The sequence below is a fragment of the Clostridium rectalis genome (assembly GCF_900626095.1).
Taxonomy (GTDB): Bacteria; Bacillota; Clostridia; order Clostridiales; family Clostridiaceae; genus Clostridium_AS; species Clostridium_AS rectalis.
Genome location: NZ_UYZZ01000002.1, coordinates 325,589 through 349,164, shown reverse-complemented (window position 1 = coordinate 349,164; position 23,576 = coordinate 325,589). Strand labels below are relative to the sequence as shown.

The 23,576-nt window shown below is 28.2% G+C and carries 18 protein-coding genes; 17 read left to right on the top strand and 1 reads right to left on the bottom strand.

What is annotated here, in order from left to right:
- The first annotated feature begins 115 nt into the window (after positions 1-115).
- The 8 genes from EJL03_RS04325 to EJL03_RS04290 all read left to right on the top strand — a co-directional run bounded on the left by EJL03_RS04325 (position 116) and on the right by EJL03_RS04290 (position 10,093).
- The gene (locus EJL03_RS04325) at positions 116-1,255 is read left to right on the top strand and encodes an aminotransferase class V-fold PLP-dependent enzyme (protein WP_125152740.1); all 1,140 of its coding nucleotides are present in this window, start codon (positions 116-118) and stop codon (positions 1,253-1,255) included.
- Between the two features lie 59 nt (positions 1,256-1,314).
- Entirely contained in the window at positions 1,315-2,265 is a 951-nt protein-coding gene (locus EJL03_RS04320) for a hypothetical protein (protein WP_125152739.1), read from the top strand.
- A gap of 27 nt (positions 2,266-2,292) precedes the next feature.
- Complete coding sequence (locus EJL03_RS04315; RefSeq protein ID WP_125152738.1) at positions 2,293-2,562, top strand: putative Se/S carrier protein; 270 nt, start codon at positions 2,293-2,295, stop codon at positions 2,560-2,562.
- A 243-nt stretch (positions 2,563-2,805) separates the two neighbouring features.
- Positions 2,806-3,801 carry a glycosyltransferase family 4 protein gene (locus EJL03_RS04310; protein WP_125152737.1) on the top strand — a complete coding sequence of 332 codons (996 nt, stop codon included), beginning with the start codon at positions 2,806-2,808 and terminating at the stop codon, positions 3,799-3,801.
- Positions 3,802-4,006: 205 nt separating this feature from the next.
- A complete protein-coding gene (locus tag EJL03_RS04305; protein ID WP_125152736.1) occupies positions 4,007-6,370 on the top strand; it encodes a U32 family peptidase in 2,364 nt (787 codons plus the stop codon).
- A gap of 23 nt (positions 6,371-6,393) precedes the next feature.
- Positions 6,394-8,754, top strand: coding sequence for an endonuclease MutS2 (locus EJL03_RS04300; RefSeq protein ID WP_125152735.1), 2,361 nt, complete (start codon positions 6,394-6,396; stop codon positions 8,752-8,754).
- Between the two features lie 21 nt (positions 8,755-8,775).
- Positions 8,776-9,240 carry a 2-thiouracil desulfurase family protein gene (locus EJL03_RS04295; protein ID WP_125152734.1) on the top strand — a complete coding sequence of 155 codons (465 nt, stop codon included), beginning with the start codon at positions 8,776-8,778 and terminating at the stop codon, positions 9,238-9,240.
- Between the two features lie 22 nt (positions 9,241-9,262).
- On the top strand, positions 9,263-10,093 hold the full coding sequence (locus tag EJL03_RS04290; protein ID WP_125152733.1) for a hypothetical protein: 831 nt from the start codon (positions 9,263-9,265) through the stop codon (positions 10,091-10,093).
- Between the two features lie 32 nt (positions 10,094-10,125).
- Here the strand turns inward: EJL03_RS04290 and EJL03_RS04285 are convergent, their stop codons facing one another.
- Positions 10,126-11,586 carry an aminotransferase class I/II-fold pyridoxal phosphate-dependent enzyme gene (locus EJL03_RS04285; protein ID WP_125152732.1) on the bottom strand — a complete coding sequence of 487 codons (1,461 nt, stop codon included), beginning with the start codon at positions 11,584-11,586 and terminating at the stop codon, positions 10,126-10,128.
- A 256-nt stretch (positions 11,587-11,842) separates the two neighbouring features.
- On the opposite strand from EJL03_RS04285, the gene EJL03_RS04280 reads away from it, so the two are divergent.
- The 9 genes from EJL03_RS04280 (at position 11,843) to EJL03_RS04240 (ending at position 23,557) form a co-directional block, all read left to right on the top strand.
- Positions 11,843-13,576, top strand: a complete 1,734-nt coding sequence (locus EJL03_RS04280) for a phospho-sugar mutase (protein ID WP_125152731.1) — start codon at positions 11,843-11,845, stop codon at positions 13,574-13,576.
- 24 nt (positions 13,577-13,600) lie between these two features.
- Positions 13,601-14,689, top strand: coding sequence for a tetratricopeptide repeat protein (locus tag EJL03_RS04275; RefSeq protein ID WP_125152730.1), 1,089 nt, complete (start codon positions 13,601-13,603; stop codon positions 14,687-14,689).
- A gap of 222 nt (positions 14,690-14,911) precedes the next feature.
- Positions 14,912-15,817 carry a UTP--glucose-1-phosphate uridylyltransferase GalU gene (gene galU / locus EJL03_RS04270; protein ID WP_125152729.1) on the top strand — a complete coding sequence of 302 codons (906 nt, stop codon included), beginning with the start codon at positions 14,912-14,914 and terminating at the stop codon, positions 15,815-15,817.
- A gap of 224 nt (positions 15,818-16,041) precedes the next feature.
- Positions 16,042-17,883, top strand: a complete 1,842-nt coding sequence (locus EJL03_RS04265; protein WP_125152728.1) for a polysaccharide biosynthesis protein — start codon at positions 16,042-16,044, stop codon at positions 17,881-17,883.
- A 13-nt stretch (positions 17,884-17,896) separates the two neighbouring features.
- Complete coding sequence (locus tag EJL03_RS04260; RefSeq protein WP_125152727.1) at positions 17,897-19,000, top strand: DegT/DnrJ/EryC1/StrS family aminotransferase; 1,104 nt, start codon at positions 17,897-17,899, stop codon at positions 18,998-19,000.
- Between the two features lie 108 nt (positions 19,001-19,108).
- A complete protein-coding gene (locus EJL03_RS04255; RefSeq protein ID WP_125152726.1) occupies positions 19,109-20,425 on the top strand; it encodes a nucleotide sugar dehydrogenase in 1,317 nt (438 codons plus the stop codon).
- Between the two features lie 54 nt (positions 20,426-20,479).
- Positions 20,480-21,586 (top strand): Gfo/Idh/MocA family protein, encoded by a 1,107-nt coding sequence (locus EJL03_RS04250; protein ID WP_125152725.1) that lies wholly within the window; start codon positions 20,480-20,482, stop codon positions 21,584-21,586.
- A gap of 98 nt (positions 21,587-21,684) precedes the next feature.
- Complete coding sequence (locus EJL03_RS04245) at positions 21,685-22,431, top strand: N-acetyltransferase (protein WP_125152724.1); 747 nt, start codon at positions 21,685-21,687, stop codon at positions 22,429-22,431.
- 19 nt (positions 22,432-22,450) lie between these two features.
- Positions 22,451-23,557 (top strand): glycosyltransferase family 4 protein, encoded by a 1,107-nt coding sequence (locus tag EJL03_RS04240; protein ID WP_125152723.1) that lies wholly within the window; start codon positions 22,451-22,453, stop codon positions 23,555-23,557.
- Positions 23,558-23,576 lie beyond the last annotated feature (19 nt).

The following is a 23,576-nucleotide window of genomic DNA, read 5'->3' as shown; positions in this document are numbered from 1 at the left end:
TAAAAAAGATATGCATAAAAAGAATGCATATCTTTTTTATTTATACATATCAAATTATGAAAAGTAATATATATTTAGTAGTCTTTAAATAATAAAGCTATTTTAGGAGGAATATATGATTTATGTAGATAATGCAGCCACTACTTTTCCTAAGCCTAAAGAGGTCTATACACAGGTATTGGATTGTATGAAAAATTATGGAGCCAATCCAGGAAGAAGTTCACATAATTTGGCTTTAAAAGCGGAAACTAAAGTATCTGAGGCAAGAGAAATAGTAAGCAATTTTTTCAAAGTAACTAATCCTTTTAATATAATATTTACTTGCAATGCTACGGAGGGGTTAAATATAGGCATTAAAGGTGTATTAAAACCTGGAGATCATGTTATAAGTACAGTTATAGAACATAATTCGGTATTAAGACCATTAAATAGTTTAAGTAAAAAAGGAGTTAAAGTTACATTAGTAGGGGTGGATAAATATGGACAGGTAAATATAGCTAATTTGAAGAAAGAAATAAAAAAAAATACTAAAATGATAATAATAAATCATGCATCTAATGTATTAGGTACTATACAGTATATTAACTCAATTGGGAAATTAGCGAAAAGTGAAGGTATATTATTTATGGTTGATGCATCACAAAGCGCTGGAACAATAGATATAGATGTTTGTAGAGATAATATAGATTTATTGGCATTTCCTGGTCATAAAGGTCTTTTAGGACCACAAGGAACAGGGGGATTATTTATAAGAAGTGATATTATGTTAGAACCTTTTAAAGAAGGTGGAACTGGAAGTAATTCTAATTCTATGAACCAGCCAGATTTTAATCCTGATAGATTTGAAAGCGGGACATTAAATGTTCCAGGAATTGTTGGGTTAAGTGAGGGAATAAAATTTATTGAAAAAGTGGGTAGAAGAAATATACAAAATCATGAAAAACAGTTGATAGAATATTTATTAAAGGAATTAAAAAAATTAGATTTTATAAAAATTTATGGGCACACTTCATATAAAAATAGATGTAGTGTAGTATCTATTAATATAGATACTATGGAGAGCTCCAATGTAGGATATTTGTTAAATAAAAAAGGTATAGCAGTTAGAACAGGATACCATTGTGCATCTTTAATACATGGTATAATTGGAACAATAAAATGGGGAACTGTAAGAATAAGTCCTGGGTATTTTAATACTTTTGATGATATAGAAAGTGTTATTAAAGCATTAAAAGAAATTTATACTGGGGTATAATTTATATTTATAGTGTGATGAAAAAATAGAAATGATCAACGTGTAAATGGGGGGATTAGGTGGGTGATATAAAAAAGTGGGCAAATGATCACGCATTAAATAATGATATGGAGTATGATGAGTTAGTAATTAAAGTCTTAGAAGGTTATAGAAATTATGTAGAAAATGATAAGGAATTATATGAATACGTAAGAGAAGATAAATTTAGAATGGTTATAAAGGAACTATATAATATATTAAATAAAAGTTCTAACACATGGTCCATTAGTAATGTTAAGAATATTAATGATAAAATCAGTTATTGCAATAAATATAATGAAAAATTAGAAGAGAAAGTTTTAAAAGGAGATTGTGAAATTTTAAAAATAAAAAATAATGGGGTAATAATCGCTTATTGTATATTAAGTTATGAAAATGATATTTATGGTAAATATGCTTTTTTGCATAAGATTAATTTTATTAAAGATTTTGATCTGAAACAGTATAATATTATAGAATCAGAGATAGCTAGGTATGTTAAAAATAAGTCTTGTATGTATCTTGATAGAGTGATTGTAAATAGCGATGAAAATAACATTAGAAAAATGGGGTATTGTATTTTAGCACAAAGTATGTCTGTTAAAATATCTATCTCAGACTATGTAACAGATAATATAGAGTATAAATCTAAGAAATGTGAGAGGAAAGATAATAGTTATTATGCCATATCAAGTATAGTCCCATTAAGATTTGAAGAAAAGTTAGAAAATTGCTATGAAATTTCTTTTCATGAAGGAAAATTTTATATATCATTTAATATTATAGATGACTGGAGTATTGTTCATATATATATTTTTAATTTTAAAGATTATTATAGATATTTAGAAAAAATTTATAAGATTATTGATAATTTTATGTTTAATAGAGGGGTAAAAAATATATACACTTCCGTACCTATACAGCATATAATATTATTAAATAAAAATAATAAAGCCATAAAAAAAATGTTTTGGATAAGAAAAAATATATAAGTCTAAGGGTTATGGGAGTGAAAAGATATGTCTTCCAATGAGAGAGAATATGTTGTAGTGTTTGCTTCACATAATGGTGCAATTACTATATACAATAAATTATTAAAAAAGGGGTACAAAGTAGAGATTATACCTACACCCTGTACTATATCACCAAGTTGTACAAAATCATTAAAGTGTAAAGAAGAGTATTTGCAGCTTGTAAAAGATTATTTAAAAGAATATAAAATAGTTATTAGAGGCATATATGAGATTGTAAGGGATAAGAAAAATTTAAAATATATAAAGATAATTTGATAAAGGGACCTGAGTAAGGTCCATTTTTTTTATAATCATAGAATATTAAAAATAATTGTCAAGTTACAGTTTTATTAAAATAATATTTTTAAGATACCTTTAATTGTATAGTTTATATATAAATTATAATAAATTTTGAGTAACTATATTATTCAGTGCCTTAATTTAATAAAATTCGTGATATTATTTAAAGTCTATGCATAATAATAATTTAAGTGAAGCACATAATTAGGAGGAATTTTTATGAAGGTTTTATTCTGCATAAGAAATGACTATCTTAGGGATTTTGCTGGTGATTCTATGCAGGCTATAAAAACAGCTGAATATTTAAGAAAAATGGGGGTTATGGTAGATATAAATAATGGTCAAATAAATGACTATTCATCCTATGATTTAGTACATTTATTTAATTTAACTAGGATGGGGGAAACATATAAATACTATAAGACTGCAAAGTTTTACAAAAAAAATATAGTATTGTCACCAGTTTATTGGAATATTAAAAAATATTATAACTATATCAATGATTTAGATAGTATAAAATTATGGGATCAATGTAAACCATATAGAAGTGAAATATTAAGGGCTTGTAAAATGATTTTCCCAAATAGTTTAATGGAAAAAGAAGAATTAAAAAAAGACTTTGGAAAATACGCACCATATACAGTAGTTTATAGTGGAGTAGAAGTGGAGCACAGTGACGTTCCTTTATATAATTTTAAAGAAAGATTTGAATTAGATAATTATGTATTGTGTGTGGGAAGAATATGTAAAATTAAAAATCAACTAATATTGGCTAGAATCTGTAATGAATTAAAGATTCAGTTGGTTCTTATAGGAAATATTATTGATAAGTATTATTTTGATAGATGTGTGAGTTTTAATAATGTTACTTATTTAGGATTTATGGATAGTTATAATATATATAATGCCTACAGATTTGCCAAATTACATGCATTACCATCATTTATAGAAACACCGGGATTGTCTTCACTAGAGGCAGCTGCAAGTGGTTGTAATATTGTTACTACGGCTGAAGGAAGTGGCAAAGAGTATTTTAAGGATATGGCTAGCTACTGTAATCCCTATGAAGATGATGAAATCTTTAAATGTATAGAAAATGGTATTAAAAATAAGAAAAAGGATAAGTTAAGATTATATGTTGAAGAAAATTATAATTGGGAAAAATGTGTAAAGGTTTTATATGATTGCTATAAAAATATTATATTAAATAAATAAAAAGCGGCATTGGATCGCTTTTTATTTTTTTTGTTAGAAATTAAAAAAATATAAATTACATAAAAAAGTGGATATAAATTAAGTAAGTATTTAAAAATATAATCACATAAATTAATTCATTAAGTTTGTAGAAATGAAAATCGGTTTTAAATAATAATAATATATTGTATAATAAACTTTAGGATTTAAATAGGAGAGATGAATAATGAATAATATAGAGTTACTTGCTCCAGCAGGTAGTATAGAAAGTTTACATGCTGCAGTTTTGGCAGGTGCAAATGCAGTATATCTTGGAGGAAGTAAATTTTCTGCTAGAGCATATGCATCAAATTTTAATGATGAAAATATGAAAGATGCAATAAATTATTGTCATTTGTATGGTGTGAAAGTGTATGTAACATTAAATACTTTGCTTAAAGATGAAGAAATGGAAGAAGCTATAGATTATGCTAGGTTTTTATACAATATAGGGGTAGATGGGTTAATAGTACAAGATACGGGGCTTATATATTTTTTAAATAAGGAAATACCTAATTTAGAACTACATGCATCTACCCAGATGACTGTACATAATTTAGAGGGAGCTAAACTCCTTAAAGAGCTAAATTTTAAACGTATAGTTCTATCTAGAGAGTTGTCTTTAAATGAAATAAAATATATATCGGAAAATTTAGGTGTTGAAATAGAAATTTTTATACATGGAGCATTATGTGTATGCTATTCAGGTCAGTGTTTAATGAGTAGTATTATAGGTGGTAGAAGTGGTAATAGAGGAAGATGTGCTCAGCCCTGTAGACTTCCCTATACACTTATAGATAAAAACACAGGAAGAAAAGAAAAAGCATATATATTAAGTCCTAAAGATATATGTACTTTAGATAACATAAAAGAAATTTTATTAAGTGGTGTTACATCTTTAAAAATAGAGGGAAGAATGAAAAGACCAGAGTATGTGGCTGGTGTAGTAGACACATACAGAAGAGCTATAGATTTTGTACAAAACAACACTGAAAAAAAACAATTACATTTTGAAAAAGATAATAAAAAATTACTTCAATTATTTAATAGAGAAGGATTTTCTAAGGCTTATTTATTTGGTAATGTGGGAAAAGATATGATGTCATATTCCTACCCTAAAAATACAGGCCTATATCTTGGAAAAATAAATAAAGATTTGACGGTAACATTAAAAGAAGATTTAATTTTGAAAGATGGAATAAGAAATAAAGATAAAGGGTTTACTATTTCAAAAATAACTAAACAAGATAGGGAAGTAGATAAAGCTTTTAAAGGAGATAAAGTAAAATTATTTCCAGCAAACTATATATTTGGTGATGAACTTTATAAGACTTCAGATATATTATTATTATCTAGTTATGAAAAGTTTTATAATGATCCTTATAATAAAAAATTAGATATAGAAATAGATGTGAATTTTAGGGTGAATGAGCCTATAACTATATCTACAAAAGTAAATAATAAAACTATTATCCATCAGGGACACATTATTCAACAGGCGAAAAAAAGACCCTTAGATAAAAAAAAGATAGAAGAGAATTTAAAGAAGACAAGGAATACAGCATTTCAAGTTAATAATATAAATTTTATTTCTTTTGAAGAAGGATTTTTACCTGTTTCATCAATAAATGAAGTTAGAAGAGAACTAATTTCCATGCTGCAAGAAGAAATAATTAATGGAAATAGTAAGAGAGAGAATACAAATAAAAATTTAAATTGTAAAAAAATAAATAAATTAAGTATAGAAAAATACGAACTACCAAAAACATTAGTTTGTATTACAACGAAAGAACAATTGAGGGCAGCTAAAAGTTTTAATATTAAAGATATAGCCTTTAATCCGTTTTTAAGAAGAAATGAATTAAATTTATTTGATTTTATAAATGAAGGGATTAATGTGTATATAAAAATCCCTAATATTATAAAGGATGAATTTCATAGTATTTATAATTATATAGAAAATAATTTGAATTCTATTAAGGGAATTATAACTGCAAACTTAGGTATTATTAATAAATTTAGAAATAAAACAATTATTATATCTGATTATAAATTGAATATTTTTAATAACTATTCACTGGATTTTTATAAAAACTTTATACATGGCTATTGTGCTAGTGTGGAATTAAATAAAAGTGAAATAAGTAAATTAAAACATAGTAATTTACAAATAATTGTATATGGTAAAATAGAACTTATGATAAGCGAGTATTGTCCTATAGGGAGTATTTTTGGTGGCAAAGATTCAAATAATGTATGTACCGGTTATTGTAAGGACAAAAGTTTTGGATTAATTGATAGAAAAAATGAGGAATTCTCAATTTATACAGATAAGTTTTGTAGAAGTTATATTTATAATAATGTACCATTAAATTTAATCTCTAATATTAGTGAATTAGAGAAAATTAAAGTTAAAAATTTTCGATTAGATTTCATAGATGAAGATTTCATTGAAACTAGTAAAGTATTAGAAGCATTTATAAATAAAAATTGGGTGGGCAATGATTTAAAAGGATTTACAAGAGGACACTACAAAAGAGGAGTAGAGTAACATAGAAAAGGTGGTTGAGAAGGTTGAATGAAAGAGCATTAAGGGTTTTAGAGTTTAATAAAATTAAAGAAATGTTAAAAAAATATACTTGTACTCAGGCTTCAAAAGATATTATAGATGATTTAAGGCCTTATAATAATATTTATGAAATGGAGGAGCATCTTGAAGAAACAAAAGAGGCACTACAACTTTTGAGCAAAAAAGGGTCCCCTCCTTTTGATGGAATATTTGATGTAAGAGGTACTATAAAAAGGGCAGGAAAAGGGTTTTTGCTTATGCCAGGCCAATTATTAAAAATTGCTGCTGTTATTAGATGTGCAAGAAAATTTAAAGAATATATAAAACATAAAGAAGAAGAGGAAAGTTATAAAGTTATTGAAGATATTTGTGAGGGTATAGTTCCACTTAAAACAATAGAAGATTCTATATTTATGGCTATAGTAAGTGATGAAGAAATTTCTGATAAAGCAAGTACGGCGTTATATAATATAAGAAGAGCCTTGAAAGATAAAAATGCCTCTGTGAGAGATAAAGTTAATTCATTTGTAAGAACTTATTCACAATATTTACAAGAAAACATATATACAATTAGAGGAGAAAGATATGTTTTACCTGTGAAATCTGAACATAAGGGTTCAGTACCTGGACTTGTCCATGATCAAAGTTCATCTGGGGCAACATTGTTTATAGAACCTATGGGACTTGTTAATTTAAATAATGAAATTAGAGAATTAATGCTTAAGGAGAAAGCGGAAGTACAAAGGATACTTGAAGAACTTTCAAAAGAAATATATGATAATATTGATTTGGTAGAAAATAACTCAAAAATTGTTTGGGAACTGGATTTTATATTTACTAAAGCAAAATTCGCAAGTGAATTAAATTGTATATGTCCAAGTGTGAATGAAAATGGAATAGTAGATATAGTAGAAGGGAAGCACCCTTTAATAGATCCTAATCTGGCAGTGCCAATGAATATATACTTAGGAAAGGATTTTACTTCTTTAATTATCACAGGCCCTAATACCGGAGGAAAGACTGTAACACTAAAAACAGTAGGACTTTTACATATAATGGCTATGAGTGGGCTAATGATTCCTGCTAGAGAAAACTCTACAGTAAGTTTTTTTAAGGAAATTTTTGCAGATATAGGAGATGAACAAAGTATAGAACAAAGTTTATCAACATTTTCATCACACATGACTAATATAGTAGATATTATGGATAAAGCTGACGAAAGTTCACTAGTTTTATTTGATGAATTAGGGGCAGGTACAGATCCTACAGAAGGTGCTGCTTTAGCTGTAGCTATTTTAGAAAACTTAAGAAAAAGAAAAGTGAAAATAGTTGCTACAACTCACTACAGTGAGCTTAAGGCTTATGCCTTAAAAAGTCAGGGTGTAGAAAATGCTTCTGTAGAATTTGATGTTGAAACATTAAAGCCTACTTATAGATTGCTTATAGGTATCCCGGGGAAATCAAATGCTTTTGAGATTTCAAAAAGACTAGGTCTTCAGTCTTATATAATAGAAGATGCTAAAAATAGTATTTCTAGTGATAATTTAAGATTTGAGGATTTAATACAAAATCTTCAAGAGAAAAGTATAAAGGCAGGAGAAGATGCTAGAAAGTCTGAAATGTTGAAATTACAGGTTAGTAAAATAAAAAGCGATTATGAAAATAAATTAAAAAGGCTAGATAGTAGCAGGGAAAAATTATTAATAGAGGCTCAAAAGGAAAGTAAAAGAGTAATAAAAGAAGCTAAAGAAGAAGCAGATGAAATATTAAAAAACATTAGAGATTTGGAAAGAATGGGTTATTCCTCTGATGCAAGAAGAAAATTAGAGGAAGAAAGAAGAAAATTAAAAGATAGATTAGAAAATATGGAGGGTAAATTAGAGAATAGTAAAAAGGATAAGGGAAAAGTATTACATGAGATAAAGTTAGGGGAAGAAGTCTTTTTACCTACTTTGAATCAAAAAGTAATAATTTTATCTAAACCCGATAACAAAGGGGAAGTGCAAGTACAGGCAGGAATTATGAAAATAAGCGTTAAAGCAGAAGAGCTAAGGCAATGTGACAGTAAAAGTAATATAAATAAAAAGTCTGTAAAAAGAGAAGCTAAATTAAATTTTAAAAGTGTAAGTTCATCTGTGGATTTAAGGGGGATGGATTCCGAAGAGGCAACTTATAGAACAGATAAATATTTAGATGAGGCATATATGGCGGGATTATCAGAGGTTACAGTAATTCATGGCAAGGGAACAGGTATACTTAGAAAAGCTATAAATGATATGCTTAAAAATCATCCCCATGTTAAGTCCTATAATTTAGGTGGATATGGTGAAGGAGGAAGTGGAGTTACTATAGTTATAATAAAATAATATATAGGAGAGAAATTTTATATGATAATTATAAGTGCTTGCCTGTGTGGTATTAACTGTAAATATAATGGTAAAAATAATCTTAGTGAGGATGTTTTAAAACTATTTAAGCAAAAAAAGGCAATATTAGTATGTCCGGAACAATTGGGAGGTTTACAAACACCTAGACCTCCACAGGAGATAATAAATGGTACTGGCATGGAAGTGTTAAAAAGACTATCAAAAGTTAAAGATTTAGCTGGCAATGAATCAACAGATAAATTTATAAAGGGTGCTTATGAAACTTTAAATATAGCTAAGGAGTGTAAAGCACAGTATGCTATATTAAAATCTAACAGTCCCTCTTGTGGTTATGGAATGATATATGATGGAACATTTTCAGGCAAAAAAATAAAAGGTAATGGGGTAACAGCAGAGTTGTTAAGAAAAAATGGAATAAAAATATTCACAGAATATGATTTTGAAAAACTTAAGGAAGAAATATGATCTTTTAATTGGGGTGAATTATTTGTGTATTTATAAGGAAATTCCTGAAAACTTAGAAAGGAGTTTAAAGACTTATGTAAGAAAAGGCGAAAAAGTTAAATGTTTAGATATAAGGTTAAAGGATAAAATATATAAGGAGATTGAATTTAGGAAAAAAGCTTTTGGAAGAGGAAAGTATATAATAAAAGGAATACTGTATTTATCCTGTGAGGGTAAGGTTGTACATAATGAAGAGATGATATTAGAATTATCAAAGTTAGCCTTTTATTATAAAAGCATTTTCAATAGGGAAAGTAAATTTTCTATAATCTCCACTTATAATGATGAAGGTACAATAAAAAGATATGAATATGATTTTAACAAAGCATTATTAGCAATAGAATTTTTAAAAGAAAAATCAGAAAAAAATACGGAAAAGATTAAAAACGTAATAGAACAAACCATAAGATTTAGGAAAGAAAAAAATAAAAAAATAGAAGAACTAATTAACATAGAAAAACAATTAAAAATTAATAATCTTGTATTTGATGAATATGTTTTTAATGAAGCATACTTAATATATGAAGAAATTTTAATAACAAACTTTAAAAGTATAAAGTTAATAATTTCAGTAAAGGAAATCTGTGATGATTTTATAAAATTAATTAGAAAATATAGGAGAGTTTTGACCCTTAGATTTAATAAGGAGATAAGGGAATCATTATTAAAGTTAGAATATCAGATTACATATTTTAAAAAGATAATATCTGCTTATGAAAGTATAGCTAATTACGATATTAACAAGTATATAAATCTTGTGAGAACAAATAATAATAAAATAATTAAAGAGAATATTAAAGGGTTAAGAAGATAGGGTATCTTGTACAATACAAGACACCCTTTAATCTAGTCTACTACTTTGATATAATTAACTTCTGAATCCTCGGTACCTTGAACATATAGACCAGTTTCCTTCAACTTTTGCACATATTCAATTATTTCTTTTGTTATAATTTCACCAGGACATAGTATAGGAATACCTGGTGGATAAGCCATTAAAAATTCGCCACTTATTTTCCCAGTGCTTTCACTTAATGGAATGCAAATTTTATGGCTATTAAAAGCTTCTCTAGGAATTTCAACCTGTTTAGGTATATTTGGTATATCTATAAAATCAGATTTTTTATCTTTATTTCCATAGTATTCTTTACTAATTTCTTTTAAAGCAGAAATCAAGGAATCGATATTTTCCTTTGTATCACCAAAAGAACCCACAGCTAATACATTATACAAATCTGATAATTCCACTTGAATGTGATATTTATTTGAAAGAATCATATCTAAATCATAACCAGTAATTCCTAAATCCCTACATGTTATGGTTATTTTTGTTGGATCTAAGGCGAATACACCAGGTTGACCCAAGATTTCTTGTCCAAAACAATAAAAACCTGGAATTTTATTTATATTCTCACGAGCATAATTTGAAAGCTCTATAGTTTTTTCTAATAAATCATATCCTTGCAGTGCAATTTGTTTTCTAGCACAATCTAAAGAGACCATTAAAATATAAGAAGGTGATGTGGTTTGCAAAACATTTAGTATCTGCTGTACTCTGTGAATATCAACTCTTCCTGAACGAACTTGAAGTAATGAGCACTGAGTTAAAGCACCTATAATTTTATGGGTACTTTGTGCACATATATCTGCACCAGCATTCATTGCGGATATTGGTAATTTTTCATTGAAACCAAGGTGTGGACCATGAGCTTCATCTACTATCAAAGGAATATTGTAGCTATGAACAATATTAGCTATATTTTGTATATCTGTTGCAACTCCATAATAAGTTGGATTAATTATTAGAACAGCTTTCGCATCTGGGTTCGCTTTTAAAGTCTCCTCTACTGTTTCTTTAGTAACACCGTGTGCTATACCAACTTTTCTATCAAGTTCCGGTTGCATATAAACTGGTGTAGCACCACTTAAAATTATACCTGCAGTTACAGATTTATGAACATTTCTAGGTATAATTATTTTGTCACCAGAGGAAACCACAGACATAATCATAGCCTGAATAGCTCCAGAAGTACCATGGATTGAAAAGAAAGCAGCATCAGAACCATAAGCATCAGCGGCTAGTTCTTGTGCTTTTTTTATTGGTCCAGTAGGATGATGTAAACTGTCTACTAACTTGAATACAGTAACATCAATTTTAAAAGCATTATGGCCTATAAAATTTTTAAATTCCTCTTCTATACCTACACCTTTTTTATGACCAGGTACGTGAAATGGTATAGTTTCTCTGTTTACATATTCTTTTAAAGCATCAAATAATGGGGTTTCATTTTGATTTAATTTATACACCTTGATAAACACCTTCTTTCACAAATTTACACCCGTGAAACTATGAAAAATCAATGGTTTCCGTGGATCTTATATTAAAACAATATCATTATAAAGTAAATGGTATGCAATTGCAATATAAAATATTAAATATTTTATATATGGAGACATAATTATATTATGCATAAAGTAGATTGTTAAACCCTCTTTTTATAGCTTTTTGTAATATAAACATATATAATATTTTTATTAAGTCTATGAAAGTGAGGATATCAGTATGAATTATAAAGAACAATATAATATCTGGTTAAACTCAGATTATATAGATGAAGGGACTAAAAATGAACTAAAAAAAATTAAAAATGAGAAAGAAATAGAGGATAGATTTTATAAAAGTTTGAAATTTGGTACTGGAGGATTGAGGGGAATAATAGGTGCAGGTACTAATAGAATGAATATTTATACTGTGAGAAAAGCTACTCAGGGAATTGCAAATTTCATTAAAAGAAATTACAAAAAAAATTTATCTGTAGCGATAGCATTCGACTCTAGAATAATGTCAAAAGAGTTTGCTAAGGTAGCATCAGAAGTATTTGCAGCTAATGAAATACAAGTTAATATTTACAAAGATATAAAACCAACACCAATGCTTTCATTTGCAGTAGGTAAGCTTAAATGCAAAATAGGTATTAGTATAACGGCATCACATAATCCTAAGGAATATAATGGATATAAGGTATATGGAGAAGATGGGGGACAAATTACAGATGAGTTGGCAAAAGACATACTATGTTGTATAGAAAAAGTAGATATTTTAAAGGGAATAAAAGCTTTAGAATTCAATAGTGGATTAGAAAAGGGAATAATAAATTATATAAAAGATTCAGTGGAAGAAGAATATTTTAATAAGGTTAAGGAACTTGTTATAAGAAAAGATTTAGTGAAAAATAATGCTAAAGATTTAAAGATAATATATACTCCACTTCATGGAACAGGAAATATACCTATAAGAACAGTATTAAAGGAGCTTGGTTTTGAAGATTTGTATGTTGTTAAAGAACAGGAAATACCAGATGGAACATTTCCTACAGCTCCCTACCCCAATCCGGAAATAAAAGATGTATTTAATATAGCATTAGATATGGCAAAGGATATAAAACCGGATATTATTTTAGGGACAGATCCAGATTGTGATAGAATAGGTGTAGTTGTAAAGGATAATTATAATAATTATAGGGTTCTTAGTGGAAATCAGACAGGAGCACTGCTTACTAATTATATATTAATGTCTTTAAAAGAAAAAAATAAATTGCCTGAAAATGGAGTAGTAATTAAAACTATAGTAACTACAGATATAGTGAAAAAAATTGGGGAAAAATTTAAAATCCCAATAATAGAGGTATTAACAGGATTTAAGTATATTGGCGAAAAAATAAAAGAGTTTCAAAAGGATGATACATCAAAATATATATTTGGCTTTGAAGAGAGTTACGGGTATTTAGCTGGTAATTTTGTTAGAGATAAAGATGCAGTTATAGCTTCAGCACTAATATGTGAGATGACTTTATATTATAAAAGTATAGGATTAAGTTTATATGAGGCTTTGATAAAGTTATACGACGAATATGGATATTATAAAGAAGAATTATTGTCAGTAGAACTAAAAGGAAAAGAAGGACAAGAAAAGATTGAAAAAGCTATGCATTATTTAAGACACTCTATGAGTACAACTTTAAATGATGTAAAAATTTACAAGAAATTAGATTATAAATTAAGTATAGAAAAAAATTTATTTGTTATAAGTGAGCATCACATAGAATTACCTAAGTCAAATGTTCTTAAATTTATTTTCAATGACGGTTCATGGTTTGTTGTAAGACCATCTGGTACAGAACCTAAGATTAAAATATACCTCTCTGTAATAGGAAATAATAAAAAGCATGCAGAGGATAAAATAAAAATGCTTAAAAAATCAGTAAAGGATATAATAGATGTAGCTTGTAATTGTTAAAATATGAGAAATAGATAATAGGAGATGAATATATTGGAGATTAAACCTCATTTTACCGAGAAACTGTCAGAATTACTTTTTGTTGAAGTTAGTAAAAAAAAGATAAAAGAAATCTTTAAAACAGACTTAAATAAAGAAATATATATGCCTATTAAGTCAAGTGATATAGTTGAAAATGTTAAGGAAAAAGAAAATATAGATGCAATACCAATATCTTATTTTATTGAAGCCATGTACTATGTTATGGGGGCAGATGAAAAATTTAAGTTTAATGATGCATATGGCCAATTATTAAAAAATATTGATGAAAGTAGCAAATTTATTAAGGGTAAAATATATAAACTAATAGAAAAGAAAAATTATGAGGAAGCATATTTATTGTTAAAGGGACTTTGTAATATTGAAACTGAAGAGGAAAATTTTGAAAAACTACTTATGTTGGCTGATAAATTAAGGAATTTAGATAAAAGATATAAAGATGAGGAATTACAACTAATAGAAACTTATAAGAAAAAATTTGAAGAGGCAGCAACACCATATGCTTACGAGAGTATTATAAAAAAAGATTTACAGGATTTTCAAGGAGCTTTATTTTCTTTGAATAATTATATTGCTAGAGGGGGAGAGGAGACTTCCCAAATTACAGATATGAAAATATGGTTAAAAGGAATAGTAAATTATGATCGAGGAAAGGAACTTTTAAATGAGGATCCAGAGGGGGCGTTAAAACTTTTAATACCACTTATAAAAGAATTTGAGGAAGATGCTGTCCTTTATTACTATATAGCCGTAGGTTATAGAATGCTTCAAAATTATGAAAAGGCAATTTATTATTTAAATGAGTCTATTTCAATAGATAGTAGTATAGTAGAAGTTATTAATGAATTAGGAATAAATTATGCATCTTTAGGAGATTTCAATAAGGCTATAGCATTCTTAAGAAAGGCATTTGAAGCTACTAAATCTATTGAAATTTGTACAAATTTAGTAATGTGCTATTTAAATGCTGGGAAATTAGAAGATGCTAAAATGCATTTAACTATAGCTAAAAAGTTGGATCCAGAAGATGAAATAGTATTAGAATTAGAGAGTATACTTAACAATTCAAAATAAAAGAATATGGTATATAAAGATTTATATTAAAAAAAGTCTTTACAAAGTAAATTTGTAAAGACTTTTTTTAATTGAAATTAGTTTATATATCGTTGCAATGTATAATATTTTGTTTCAGGTAGATTATATAAAGAGAATTGACTTGCAGTTGGTATAAATGGTAGAAATATGAATTTGATTATATTATAATTAAAATATGAACTTAAGAAAGGGGAAAATCTAATGAGAGTAAAGAAGGCAATAATACCTGCAGCGGGACTTGGAACAAGATTTTTACCTGCTACAAAAGCACAACCAAAGGAAATGTTACCTATAGTTGATAAACCAACTATACAATATATAATAGAGGAGGCTGTAGCCTCTGGAATAGAAGAAATTTTAATTATTACAGGAAGGAATAAAAGAGCCATAGAGGATCATTTCGATAAGTCTGTAGAATTAGAGCAGCAGTTAAATGCTACTGGAAAAGATGAGTTATTAACTATGGTAAATGATATATCTAATATGGCCGATATATATTATATAAGACAAAAAGAACCTAAAGGATTAGGTCATGCAATAAATTGTGCCAAAACTTTTGTAGGCAATGAACCCTTCGCTGTTATGCTAGGAGATGATGTGGTAGATAGTGAGATTCCTTGTTTAAAACAACTTATTAATTGTTATGATGAATATAAAACTACTGTACTTGGAGTACAAGAAGTTCAAAAAGAGGATGTGCATAAATACGGTATAGTAAAAGGTATGCATATAGAGGATAGAGTATATAAAGTTAAAGATTTAATTGAAAAACCTAAAATAGAAGAGGCGCCATCAAATATAGCTATATTAGGAAGATACATTATAACACCTAGGATTTTTGACATACTTGAAAATACTAAACCGGGTAAAGGTGGAGAAATACAGCTTACAGATGCTTTAAAAACTTTGGCTACTCAAGAGGCTATATATTCTTATTGTTTCCAGGGTAAAAGATATGATGTTGGGGATAAGTTAGGTTTTTTAGAAGCAACAGTTGAATATGCATTGAAAAGGAAGGATTTACAGGAATCCTTCATGAAATATCTAATAACAATTAAGGAAAATCCAAAATTTAAGGATATATATGAAAAGATTTCCAATATATAAAAATAGAATTTAAATTTATACATTTTACTTAAATTACTTTTATAATTCAATCTCGTATTAATATATGGGATTGAATTTTTTTACTATGTATTTTTAACCATTAATATGCTAAACTTTATATTAGGTTTAAAATAATCTTTTTTTGTTGAATAATTTTTTAAATGTTGTAAAATGATTAAGGTGAGATAATAAAGTAAACTATTTTAATCTTAGGATGTGAGAATATGCGAAAAGATAAAAAACTTATATTATATGATGTGTTATTAGTTGTTTTATCATTATATTTGGCTTTACTTTTGCGACTTGATTTTAGAATTCCAACTGAATATATGGAATTTTTTAAGTTATCCATTATTCCTGCAATTATCATAACTATATTTTTTAATAAAATCTTTCGTTTATACGATAGCATATGGAAATATGCTTCAATAGAGGAATTGATGTCTATAGTGTATTCAATTACTTTATCTAATGTTGTTATTTTAATATATAGTTACTTTATAAATTATAAGTTATTAGAAACAAGATACATTAGATTTCCCTATGGTGTACATATAATATTTTGGTTATTATGTGTAGTGACTTTAGGTGGTATGAGATTTAGATATAGAGTGGTAGATGAAATAAACTCAGAAAAAAATTGCACTAAGAAAAAGAAAAGACTGTTGATAATAGGGGCTGGAGATGCAGCTGCATTACTTATAAAGGAAATTAAAAGGAGTAATAACTTAAATTATGATATAGTTGGGTTAATAGATGATGATTCTTTTAAAAAGGGTAAAATGATTAGTGGAGCAAAAGTAATAGGCGGTAGAGAGAAAATTAAGAATATATGTGAGTTGAAAAATGTTGAGGAGATTATTTTAGCAATTCCCTCAGCAAATGTAGAAAGAAAAAGAGAAATAATAAATATTTGTAAGGATACAAATGCTAAATTAAAAACCTTACCAGGTATTTATGAAATCATAGATGGTAAGGTAAGCATAAGTAAAATAAGAGATGTAAACATAGAAGATTTACTTGGAAGAGAAGAAGTTAAATTAAACAGTGAAAATATTAATAAATATATAAAGGATAAGGTCATACTAGTTACTGGTGGTGGAGGATCTATAGGATCGGAATTATGTAGGCAAATATCAAAATTTAAGCCAAAAAAACTTTTAATTTTAGATATATACGAAAATAATGCCTATGATCTGCAAATGGAGCTAAATTTTAATCATCCAGAACTTAATAAAGAAGTTATAATTGCTTCCATAAGAGATGAGAAAAGATTAAGGGAAGTATTTGAAAAATATAAACCAGAAGTAGTATTTCATGCAGCAGCTCATAAACATGTGCCTCTTATGGAAAACAATCCAGTTGAGGTTATAAAAAATAATATAATAGGAACATATAATGTGGTTAAATTTAGTCATGAGTATGATGTAAAGAAATTTGTTCAAATAAGCACAGATAAAGCAGTAAACCCAACAAACATAATGGGAGCAAGTAAGAGATTTTGTGAAATAATTATACAAGCATTTGATTCAATAAGTAAAACAGAGTATGTAGCTGTTAGATTTGGAAATGTACTTGGAAGTAATGGTTCAGTTATTCCACTATTTAAAAAACAGATATCTCGAGGTGGTCCAGTAACTGTAACTCATCCAGAAATAAATAGATATTTTATGACAATACCTGAAGCAGCTCAATTAGTTATACAGGCAGGTGCCATGGCAAAGGGTGGAGAAATCTTTGTATTAGATATGGGGAAACCTGTTAAAATTGTAGACTTAGCTAAAGATTTAATAAGGCTTTCTGGTTATCAGCCGGGGGTGGATATTAAAATAAAATACACAGGACTTAGACCAGGAGAAAAGCTTTATGAAGAGCTTTTAATGAATGAAGTTGCATTAACTTCTACAGAACATGATAAAATATATGTAGAGAAACCAGAAGATAATAGTATTGAATTTGTAGAAAAATCCATAAATGAATTTAGAAAAATTATTAATGAAGATAATGAAAGTATCTTTAACTTAGTAGAAAAAAAAGTACCTACTTACAGAAGAAAAAAGCAATAAAGGAGATGTTAAAATGAAAGTAAATTTATTAGATTTAAAGGTTCAATATAATAACATTCAACAAGAGATAGAAAAAGCTATAAAAGAAGTTTTGGAATCAACACATTTTATAATGGGACCTAATGTAAAAGAATTAGAAAAAGAAGTAGCAGAGTTTACAGGGGTAAAGCATGCTATAGCCGTAGCAAATGGAACAGATGCATTAATGCTTTCCTTAAGAGCATTAGGAGTTGGACCGGGAGATGAAGTAATAACAACACCATTTACTTTCTTTGCATCAGCGGAAACAACGTCAGTATTAGGTGCAAAACCAGTATTTGCTGATATAGATAAAAATACACTATGTATAGATGCTGAAAGTATAGAAAAGAAAATAACTAAAAATACTAAAGCTATTATTCCAGTTCACATATTTGGACAAATGTGTGATATGGATAAAATAATGGAGATTGCTAATAAATATAATATACCAGTTATTGAGGATGCATGTCAGGCTATTGGATCAGAGTATAAAGGTAAAAGAGCTGGTACTATAGGACACACAGCTACTTATTCATTTTTCCCAACTAAGAATTTAGGTTGCTATGGTGATGGGGGAATGGTAGTAACTAATAATGATGATTTAGCAGAAAAAATAAGAGTTTTGAGAGTTCATGGGAGTAGAAAAAAATATCATCATGAAGTTATAGGTTACAATAGCAGATTAGATGAAATACAGGCGGCTGTACTTAGAGTTAAATTAAAATATTTAAAAGAATGGAATGAATTAAGATATGAAAAAGCACATGTCTACAATGAGTTATTAAAGGATACAGATTTAGTATTACCATATGAAGATAGTGATTGTAAACATATATATCATCAGTACGTAGTAAGAGCAAAAGATAGAGATAAATTAGTAGAATTTTTAAAGGAAAATGGCGTATCTACTGCGATTTATTATCCTTTGCCAGTACATATGTTAGATGTGTATAAAAATCTAGGATATAAAGAAGGGGATTTGCCTATATCAGAAGAGGCTTGTAGACATACATTTGCTTTGCCAATGTATCCTGAGATTACTAGACATCAGCAAGAATATGTAACCACATGTATAAAAAAGTTTAATTCAATATAGGAAAAATTTCTATAATATAAATGTTAAATAAAAAAGTTTGACCGGAATATTAACAAAGTGTATAATTTTATATGTTTGTAAATCTTATAAACCTAGGAGGTTAAAATAATGTCACAGATAAGAGACGAATTAATAAAAAAACTTGAAAATAAAACAGCAAAACTTGGAGTTGTAGGGCTTGGATATGTAGGCTTACCACTAGCAGTAGAAAAAGCAAAAGCTGGATATGATGTTATAGGATTTGACGTACAAGAAAAAAAAGTAGAATTAGTAAATAAAGGACATAATTATATAGGAGATGTAGTAGATACGGATTTAAAGGAGATAGTTGAAAAAGGAGCTTTAAGAGCAACTACAGATTTCAGTTTTGTAGGTGAAGTGGATGCAGTTTGTATAGCAGTGCCAACACCACTTGATATATATAAACAACCGGATTTATCATATGTGGTTAACTCTACAAAAAGTGTAGCTAAATACTTACATAGGGGAATGTTAGTAGTTTTAGAAAGTACAACATACCCTGGGACTACAGAAGAAATATTAAAACCAATACTTGAGGAAACTGGACTTAAATGTGGAGAGGATTTCTTTTTAGCATTTTCACCTGAAAGGGTTGATCCAGGTAATAAAGAATTTAAAACAAAGAATACACCAAAGGTTGTTGGTGGATGTACTAAAGAATGTACAGAAGTAGCAGCAGCACTTTATAAGAGCGTACTTCAAGGAGAGATTCACACAGTTTCATCACCAGCAATAGCGGAAATGGAAAAGATACTTGAAAATACATTTAGAAATATAAATATAGCATTAGCTAATGAAATAGCAGTGCTATGTAATAAAATGAATATAGATGTTTGGGAAGTAGTAGATGCAGCAAAAACAAAGCCTTATGGATTTATGGCTTTTTATCCAGGTCCAGGTCTTGGCGGACACTGTATACCACTTGATCCATTTTATTTAGAATGGAAAGCTAAGGAATATGATTTCCACACAAGTTTAATACAGACATCTGGTAGAATTAATGATCAAATGCCAGAATATGTTGTGGATAATGTAATGAAACTATTAAATAAAGAAAAGAAAGCAATGAATGGTGCAAAAGTATTATTAATGGGTGTAGCATATAAAAATGATATTGATGATATGAGAGAGTCACCAGCCCTTAAAGTAATAGAACATTTAGAAAAAAATGGTGCGCTTATATCTTGTTGTGATCCTTATATTAAAGAGTTTCAGCATAAGGGGAAAAAATATCATACAGTAGATTGGACAGAGGTTATAGATGATTCTGATATTGTTATAATAACTACAAATCATAGTAATGTGGATTATGAAGCTTTAACTGCAAAGGCTAAAGTAGTTTATGATACTAGAAATGCTACAAAAGAAGTTAAAAATAATAGAGAAAAAATTTATAAGCTTTAATTTTAAGGATAAGTCATTTGACTTATCCTATAATAAAATTATGAGGTGATTTTGATGAAAAAATTAAAATTTGCAATTATTGGTTGTGGAAGGATTTCATATAAACATGTGGAAGCCTTAGTAGGTAATAAAGAAGAAGTTTTATTAGCAGCTACTTGTGACATAGAAAAGGAAAAGGCAGAAGCTAAAAAAAATGAATACATTGAGAGAATGGGTCAGCCATTAAATGTTGGAGTATATACCGATTATAAAGAAATGTTAGATAAAGAGGACATAGACGTTGTAACTATAGCTACAGAAAGTGGATATCATCCAGAAATAACTATTTATTGTATGAATAAGGGTAAACATGCTATAGTTGAAAAACCTATGGCATTATCTATAAAAGATGCTGATAACATGATTAAATGTGCTGAAGATAATAATGTAAAATTATGTATTAGTCATCAAAATAGGTTTAATGCACCTATTCAAAAGTTAAGAGGAGCAGTAGAAGGAGATAGATTTGGAAGATTAGTTAGTGGAACTGCAAGAATACTTTGGAATAGAAATATGGGTTATTATGAACAGGCACCTTGGAGGGGAACATGGGCTCTTGATGGTGGAACATTAATGAATCAATGTATACACAATATAGACTTATTACAATGGATGCTTGGAGGAGAAATAGATACAGTTTATGCTCAGTGTGATACTTTCTTAAGAGATATAGAAGCAGAGGATTTTGGTGCTGTAGTTATAAGATTTAAAAATGGTGCAATTGGAATAGTAGAAGGTAGTGCTTGTGTATATCCCAAAAATCTTGAAGAAACTTTAAGTATTTTTGGCGAAACTGGAGCTGTATCAATAGGCGGTCTTGCTGTAAATAAGATTGAAACTTGGAGATTTAAAGATGGCAAGGATAGCGAAGATGATATATTAAAAGATCAGGGAGCCGATCCAGATACAGTTTATGGATTTGGACATATAAACTTATTTAAAGATATGATAAATGCTATAAACAATAATGAAGAACCTTTAATTAATGGAGAAGAAGGAAAAAAAGGAATGGCTATAATTCTTGCAGCTTATAAATCAAGGCTTACTGGTCAGCCAGTTAAATTTCCGCTAGAAGATTTTTCAACAATGGAAATGGTAAATGTAGATAAGATAAATAAATAATTTATTAATTAAAAACTAGTTTTTAAAAATTACCATCAAAATATGATATTATATTATGGTGGTAATTTTAAAATTTTATTTGATATAGGAGTGAAAGCATGGAAATTAATTTTGTATCACCAAAATCAAATTTAGGTAATAATGTACAAATTGGAAAATTTGTTGTCATAGAGGATGATGTTGTTATAGGGGATAATTGCATAATTGCCAATAACGTAGTAATACATAATGGGACAGTAATAGGAGATAATGTTAGAATTGATGATAATGCTGTTATAGGTAAGCAACCTATGAGATCCGTAAATAGTATTTTTAAAGATGAAAATAAATTAGATGCTGCTTATATATCAAATGAGTGCTTAGTAGGAGCAGGTACAATCATATATGCAGGAAGTAAAATTGGGGATAAAACTTTAATAGCTGACTTGGCAGTAGTAAGAGAAAATGTAGTTATAGGGGAAAAAACTATAATTGGAAAAGGTGCCACTATTGAAAACTTTTGTAAAGTGGGTTCTAATTGTAAAATTCAAACAAATGTTTATTTAACAGCATACTCAGAAGTAGAAGACTATGTGTTTATAGCTCCTTGTGTAGTAACATCAAATGATAACTATGCAGCTCGTTCTAAAGAGAGATTTGGGAAATTTAAAGGTGTAACAGTTAAAAAAGGTGGAAGAATAGGAGCAGGTGCAGTTATATTGCCTGGGAAAATAATAAAAGAAGATGGATTTGCAGCAGCAGGAAGTTTGGTAACTAAAAATGTAGAAAAGGGTAAAATAGTTGTAGGAAGTCCAGCGAAAGAATTTAGAGATGTACCAAAAGATCAGTTGTTAGAAAATCAGTAGTTTGGTGAGGTAATAAATAATGAAAAATAAAATTTGTCATATATCAACAGCACATCCTACCTATGATACTAGAATATATCATAAGGAATGTAGGACTATTGCAAAAAACGGCTATGATATATATTTATTAATAGCTAATGATAAAGATGAAATTTCTGATGGGGTAAAAATAGCTCATCTACCGAAAGAAAATGGTAGGTTTTATAGGTTTTTTAAAAAGAGAAAAATAGCTTTTAAAAGGGCAGTAGAAATAAATGCGGATATATATCATTTTCATGATCCTGAGTTAATACCTGTAGGATTAAAGTTGAAGAAATTAGGTAAAAAGGTTATATATGATGTACATGAGGATGTTCCTAAACAAATATTAACTAAAGAATGGTTGAAAAATGATTTTGTAAGGAAACTAGTATCTAATATGTTTAATAGATATGAAAAAAAATCATCAAAAAAATTTGACAAAATAGTATGTGTTTCAGAGGAAATTGCAAAAAATTTCAATACAAATAAAACTGTAATAGTTAGAAATTTTCCTATTATCTCAGATATAGATTCTATAAAAGCTGTAGATGTTGAGAAAGAAAAACCTATTGTAATTTACGCAGGAGGATTAACTAAAATACGAGGTATTAAAGAGATTATAGATGCTTTGGAATTTTTAAAGGGCGAAGTCCAGTTATGGCTTTTAGGAAAGTGGGAAAATAAATATTATGAAGAAGAGTGCATGAAATCAAAGGGATGGGAATATGTAAAATATTTTGGATTAATACCACAAAAACAGGCTTACTCTTATATGAAGCAATCGGATATTGGAATAGTTAATTTTTGGCCTGTTGAGAATCATGTGACAGCGTTACCTAATAAACCTTTTGAGTATATGGCCTGTGAATTGCCTATGATAATGTCTAACTTTGAATATTGGAATAGTGTATTTAAGGGATGTTTTTTAGGCACAGACCCTAAAAATCCTGAAGATATAGCTAAAACAATAGAAAAATTATTGAAGGATAAAGAATTAATGAAAGAATTGGGTCAAAATGGTAGAAAATTTGTTTTAGAAAAGTATTCATGGGAAAGTGAAGGAAAAGTACTTATAAATGCATACAAAGAGCTAGAAAATGATTAATAAATTCTAAAAATTGTGG

Coding starts and splice junctions, on each gene's coding strand:
- EJL03_RS04325 (WP_125152740.1), top strand. CDS start 116: ATGATTTATGTAGATAATGCAGCCACTACTTTTCCTAAGCCTAAAGAG.
- EJL03_RS04250 (WP_125152725.1), top strand. CDS start 20,480: ATGAAAAAATTAAAATTTGCAATTATTGGTTGTGGAAGGATTTCATAT.
- EJL03_RS04310 (WP_125152737.1), top strand. CDS start 2,806: ATGAAGGTTTTATTCTGCATAAGAAATGACTATCTTAGGGATTTTGCT.
- EJL03_RS04280 (WP_125152731.1), top strand. CDS start 11,843: ATGAATTATAAAGAACAATATAATATCTGGTTAAACTCAGATTATATA.
- EJL03_RS04275 (WP_125152730.1), top strand. CDS start 13,601: ATGAATATATTGGAGATTAAACCTCATTTTACCGAGAAACTGTCAGAA.
- EJL03_RS04255 (WP_125152726.1), top strand. CDS start 19,109: ATGTCACAGATAAGAGACGAATTAATAAAAAAACTTGAAAATAAAACA.
- EJL03_RS04315 (WP_125152738.1), top strand. CDS start 2,293: ATGTCTTCCAATGAGAGAGAATATGTTGTAGTGTTTGCTTCACATAAT.
- EJL03_RS04265 (WP_125152728.1), top strand. CDS start 16,042: ATGCGAAAAGATAAAAAACTTATATTATATGATGTGTTATTAGTTGTT.
- galU (WP_125152729.1), top strand. CDS start 14,912: ATGAGAGTAAAGAAGGCAATAATACCTGCAGCGGGACTTGGAACAAGA.
- EJL03_RS04295 (WP_125152734.1), top strand. CDS start 8,776: ATGATAATTATAAGTGCTTGCCTGTGTGGTATTAACTGTAAATATAAT.
- EJL03_RS04305 (WP_125152736.1), top strand. CDS start 4,007: ATGAATAATATAGAGTTACTTGCTCCAGCAGGTAGTATAGAAAGTTTA.
- EJL03_RS04245 (WP_125152724.1), top strand. CDS start 21,685: ATGGAAATTAATTTTGTATCACCAAAATCAAATTTAGGTAATAATGTA.
- EJL03_RS04240 (WP_125152723.1), top strand. CDS start 22,451: ATGAAAAATAAAATTTGTCATATATCAACAGCACATCCTACCTATGAT.
- EJL03_RS04260 (WP_125152727.1), top strand. CDS start 17,897: ATGAAAGTAAATTTATTAGATTTAAAGGTTCAATATAATAACATTCAA.